Origin of the sequence: Cellulomonas endophytica, assembly GCF_004123805.1 — a bacterium.
Lineage (GTDB): Bacteria > Actinomycetota > Actinomycetes > Actinomycetales > Cellulomonadaceae > Cellulomonas > Cellulomonas endophytica.
Genome location: NZ_RWJX01000128.1, coordinates 1 through 4,779, shown reverse-complemented (window position 1 = coordinate 4,779; position 4,779 = coordinate 1). Strand labels below are relative to the sequence as shown.

Annotated in this window: 4 protein-coding genes and 1 pseudogene; 3 read left to right on the top strand and 2 right to left on the bottom strand. The window is 78.1% G+C overall.

Features of this window, described 5'->3' with window-relative positions; translation table 11 throughout:
* Nucleotides 1–158: 158 nt before the first annotated feature.
* Entirely contained in the window at nucleotides 159–1,241 is a 1,083-nt protein-coding gene (locus EJA20_RS17950; protein WP_164984059.1) for a polysaccharide pyruvyl transferase family protein, read from the bottom strand.
* Nucleotides 1,242–1,472: 231 nt separating this feature from the next.
* Here EJA20_RS17950 and EJA20_RS17945 point away from each other — a divergent pair, with 231 nt between their 5' ends.
* On the top strand, nucleotides 1,473–2,435 hold the full coding sequence (locus EJA20_RS17945) for a glycosyltransferase family 2 protein (RefSeq protein ID WP_129339880.1): 963 nt from the start codon (nucleotides 1,473–1,475) through the stop codon (nucleotides 2,433–2,435).
* A gap of 12 nt (nucleotides 2,436–2,447) precedes the next feature.
* Here EJA20_RS17945 and EJA20_RS17940 read toward each other — a convergent pair whose 3' ends face one another.
* Entirely contained in the window at nucleotides 2,448–3,203 is a 756-nt protein-coding gene (locus EJA20_RS17940) for an MBL fold metallo-hydrolase (protein ID WP_129339879.1), read from the bottom strand.
* A 193-nt stretch (nucleotides 3,204–3,396) separates the two neighbouring features.
* Between EJA20_RS17940 and EJA20_RS17935 the strand changes: the two genes are divergently transcribed.
* Together EJA20_RS17935 and EJA20_RS17930 are read left to right on the top strand one after the other, a co-directional pair.
* On the top strand, nucleotides 3,397–4,182 hold the full coding sequence (locus EJA20_RS17935; protein WP_129339878.1) for a peptidylprolyl isomerase: 786 nt from the start codon (nucleotides 3,397–3,399) through the stop codon (nucleotides 4,180–4,182).
* Nucleotides 4,179–4,779, top strand: a pseudogene (locus EJA20_RS17930) (hypothetical protein); the annotation flags it as partial. The gene EJA20_RS17935 and the pseudogene EJA20_RS17930, both read left to right, overlap by 4 nt.

The following is a 4,779-nucleotide window of genomic DNA, read 5'->3' as shown; positions in this document are numbered from 1 at the left end:
GGGCGGCGGCGGGACGGGCGCGCCGGGGCCGGCCGCGGCGTCGGGCCCGGGCGCACCGCCCGCGGCGGCGACCGGGTCGGGCGCGGACGCCGCCGCGTCGGGCGACGGTCGCCGCTCCGGCGGCGGGAGACGGTCCGCCGCCGGTCGCGGGTCCTCGCTCACGCGACGCGCTGCAGGGCCGCCACGGCGGGTGCGAGCAGCTCGGCGGCACGGGCCTGGGTGGCCCGCACCTCGTCGTCCAGGTCCGCCGACACCAGGCGCAGGACGGCGCCCGCCGGGTCCTCGGCCGTGCGCAGGTCGACGTTGTGGCGCCAGCCGAGGTCGCGCAGCAGCGGGTCGAACTTGCGCGAGTAGGCCAGCGGCAGGGCCGCCGTGCCCGTCGACAGCGCGTTGAGGCAGGCGTGCATGCGCGAGCCGATGACGAGGCGTGCGGCACCGACGACGGCGCGCACGTCGTCGAGGTCGGTCGGGACGACCACCTCGACCTCGGGGCTGTCGAGCAGGGCCGCGACCTCGTGCACGGCGGGCACGTCGTTGTCAGCCACGTGGGAGTCCAGCACGTGGGCGAGCAGCCCGACCCGGCGGCCGTCCGCGAGGAGGCCCCGCGCCACCGTCAGCACGTGCGCGCGGTACTGCTCGTGGTCGACGTGGTTGTTGGGCGCCCAGAGCAGGCCCGAGACGTTGAGGAGCACGTCGCGCTCCGGCGCCGCGCCGGCGGCCGGCTGGGGCAGGGCGAACACGACGTCGGTGCTCAGCACGTCGACCGGGCGGCCGAGGCCGTCGGCGTACGCGGCGGACACGGAGTCGCGCGCCATCACGGCGGCGGCCCGGCGCATCGACCAGCGGGCCAGGGTGCGCGCCTCGCGGGCGCCGAAGGGCCCGATCGTCTGCGGGCCGAGCACCACCGGCACGCCGGCCTGCGTCGTGAGGTCGGCGAGCAGGCTCTGCGTGCGCAGCCGCTTCATGCCGTAGATGTCGGCGAAGCTGTCCCCCGCTCGGGTGTCGATCGCGAGGTCGAAGCCGCCCAGCCACTCCTGGAGCTTCGAGGGGCGGGAGACGCGGTCCTTGACCACCCGCCGCCAGTCCCCGACGCCGACCGGCGCGGGCCCCTGGCCCCACGCGAGGTGGACCACCTCGACGCCCGGGAAGGCCTGCTCGGCGAGCGCCGCGCTGCCGCGCGCCAGGGCACGGACCCCCAGGTTGGAGGAACGGTCGTCGGCCCACAGCGTCAGGACGCGCACTCGCGATCCCCGTCTCTGCTCACGGTTCGGCACCAGGGTGCCCTGTCGAGCCGTGAGTGTAGGCGGGGGGCCTGACAGGACGTCCGGGCGAGAGGCGTCGGGGCGGTGTCACGTCGGTCACCCCCGCCCCGTCGCGGCCCCGCGGGCGCGGTCCGGGTGGGTAGGGTCCGGCACGACCGCGCAGGTCGCGCAGGCTCAGGGCCGCGCCCGTCGCGGCCGGACGGAGGACGCATGACCGGCACCGCCCCGGCCCCCCGCACCGACGGGGGCGCGCCTGGCCCCGACGCGCCCGACCTCACGGGCGTGGCGGTCGTCGTCGTGAACTACGGCTCGAGCGACCTGCTCGCCGAGAACATCCCCCGCTGCGGCCTCGCCGGCTCCGGCGCCCGGGTCGTCGTCGTGGACAACCGCACCACGGAGGCCGAGCGCGAGCGCCTCCTCGCCCTCGGCGCCGACCAGGGCTGGGACGTGGTGCCCGCCGCGACGAACCTCGGCTTCGGCGGGGGCATGAACGTGGGCGTCGCGCACGCGCGGGCCGCCGGCGCCGACGTCGTCCTCCTGCTCAACCCGGACGCGTGGCTGCCCCCCGCGGACCTCGCCGCGCTCGTGGACGCCGCCCGCGCGGAGCCGACGACCCTCCTGTCCCCCGAGATCGTGCGCCCCGACGGCACCCCCTGGTTCCGGGGCGCCTGGATCGACGTGCCGCGCGGGCGCACGCGCACCGGCACGCCGCCGACGCCGCCGGAGCACCCGTGGCTCGTCGGCGCGTGCCTCGTCCTGCACACGGACCTGTGGGAGCGCATCGGCGGGTTCGACGAGCGGTACTTCCTCTACTGGGAGGACGTGGACGTCAGCTGGCGCGTCCTGGCCGCCGGCGGCGCCCTGCGGGTGCTCGGCACGGCCACCGCCGTCCACAGCGTCGGCGGCACGCAGCGCACGGAGGGCAAGTCCCCCGGCTACTGCTACTGGAACACCCGCAACCGGCTGCTCTTCGCCGCGCAGCACCTCCCCCGCGCCACCGTCCTGCGGTGGGCCCTGCGCACCCCGTTCTACGCCCGGGAGGTCCTCCTGCGCGGCGAGCGGACGCTCGACCGGCGGATCGTCGCCCCGTTCTGGGCGACCGCCCGCGGCTCGCTCGCCGGGCTCGGGCTCGCGGTCCGGGCCCTCGTCCTGGGGCCCGTGCCCCGCGGCTGACGGGCGCCGGCGCTACGCCTGCCGGTAGGGCGCCAGGTAGGGGTTGGCGGCCAGCTCCGCCGCCACGGTGCTCGTCGGGCCGTGCCCCGGGACGACGAGGGTCTCCGGGGGCAGGGTGGCGACGACCTCGGCGAGGGTCGTCCGCATCCGCGCGTCGTCACCCCCGGGCAGGTCGGTGCGGCCGACGGAGCCGGCGAAGAGGACGTCGCCCGTGAGGGCCACGGCCCGGCGCCCTCCCGGCCCGGCGGGACCGTCCGTCGCCACCTCGACCAGGTACAGCGTCGCGCCCTCCGTGTGGCCCGGCGCGTGCCGCGCCACGAGCCGCACGCCGCCCCAGGCGAGCACCACGTCGGGCGTGCGGGCGTCCGCGGCATCGCCGAAGGGCTCGACCCGCGTCGGCGCGACGTAGGCGCCCGGCGCGAGCCCGGCCGCCGCCAGGGCCTGGCCCAGCGGTCCGGTGGGGTCGTGCGCGGCGCGGCCGAGCGGGCCGAGGGTGCCGAACGGGTCCGCGAGCCGGTGGGCGTCCGCGGCGTGCAGCACCACGGGCACGTCCCACGCCGCGGCGAGGGGCCCGGCGCCCCACGTGTGGTCGGCGTGGCCGTGCGTCGCCAGCACCGCCGCCGGCCGCCACCCCTGCGCGCCGACCACCTCGGCGACCCGGTCCGCCACCCCGGCGCCCACGTCGACGGCCACGCAGGTCCCGTCCTCGCCGACGAGGAGGCAGCAGCGGGCGCCGAAGACGGGGGCGACGAGCTCGAGGAGGCGCACGGCGCCGACGCTAGCCCGCCGGGGCCGCCGAGAGCCGCCGGCCTCCCCGGCGGGCCGCCGACGCGCGTCCGGTCGCGGACGTCGGCACGTCGGCGACCTGCCCCTCTGCCTAGACTGTCCGCGGTTCGCCCGAGAGGGTGGTGACGGACGAGGTGACGGGGCCCCGCGCCGGGGCCGGGACGAGGAGAGGTGCGTGTCCAGGGAGCGCGATCGGGCGTACGAGCGGCGCCGGTACCAGGAGTGGCAGGCGCGGCAGGCCGAGCGCGCCGCGGCCCGGGCACGGCGGCGCCGGCAGGGCCTCGCGGCCGCCGGCGTCGGCGCCCTCGTGCTCGCGGGCGCCGTCGCGACGGCGGTGGCCCTCAGCCGTGACGACGGCGCGCCCGGCGCTGCGCCGAGCGCGACGACGGGTGCTGTCGACCCCGCCCCCACCGCCGCCCCCGAGCGCGTAGGCAACGGCGGCGTGGTGCCCGACGCCGCCCTCGCCGAGGGGCGCACCTGGACCGGGACGATCGCCCTCACGCAGGGCGAGGTCGGCGTCGAGCTCGACGGCGCGGCGGCCCCCCAGGCCGTGGCGAACTTCGTGACCCTCGCGCAGGAGGGCTACTTCGACGGCACGGAGTGCCACCGCCTCACCACCTCGGGCATCTACGTGCTGCAGTGCGGCGACCCGACCGCCACCGGCACGGGCGGCCCCGGCTACACGTGGGGTCCCATCGAGAACGCCCCGGAGGACGACACCTACCCCGCCGGCACCATCGCCATGGCGCGGGTCGGCGGCGACGACAGCTCCATGGGCAGCCAGTTCTTCCTCGTCTACGAGGACTCGCAGATCCCCTCCGACACGGCGGGTGGTTACACCGTGTTCGGCCGCATCACGTCCGGGTTGGACGTCGTGCAGGCCATCGCCGACGCGGGCACCGAGGCCGGGACCGAGTCCCCGGTGTCCGACGTCATCATCCAGAAGGTGGAGACCCAGTGACCCAGAACCCGCTCCCGACGCCTGCCGACCGGCCCGCGGACGAGCCCGAGGCCACGGTCTCCCCCGCCGACGACAGCGCCGTCGCACCCCTGGTGGACGCGCCGGTCGAGGACGCGCCGGTCGAGGACGCCCCCGTCGACGAGACCGTCCCCGCGGACCCGGCGGCCGTCGACGCGCCGGGGACCACCGGCGACGTCAGCACCGAGGACGTCGTCTCCCCCGAGGACGTGGCGCCCGCCGCGGACACGCCCGCCGAGGACGCACCGGCCGAAGACGCACTTGCCGAGGACGTCGACGCGGTGGCGGACGTGCCCGTGGAGGCCCCGCCGGCGGCCGACGCGGACGACGCCTCCGCCCCCCTGCCCTCGACCGGCGTGCCCGCCGCCGAGGAGCCCGTGGACGAGGCCGCCGACGCCGCGGACGACGCCGTCGCGGGCGTGGCCCCGCTGGACGGCGCTCCTGCCGACGCCGCGGCGGACGCCGCGGTGGCCGAGGTCGCCACCGACGAGCCCGTCACCGACGAGCCCGCCACCGACGAGAGGCCACCAGGACCTTCCACCCGCGCCGCACGGCCTCGAGAAACTCCGCAAGCTCCAC

What these genes read in the sequence shown, in the direction of transcription:
- EJA20_RS17945 (WP_129339880.1), top strand. Translation starts at nt 1,473, where the DNA reads ATGACCGGCACCGCCCCGGCCCCCCGCACCGACGGGGGCGCGCCTGGC.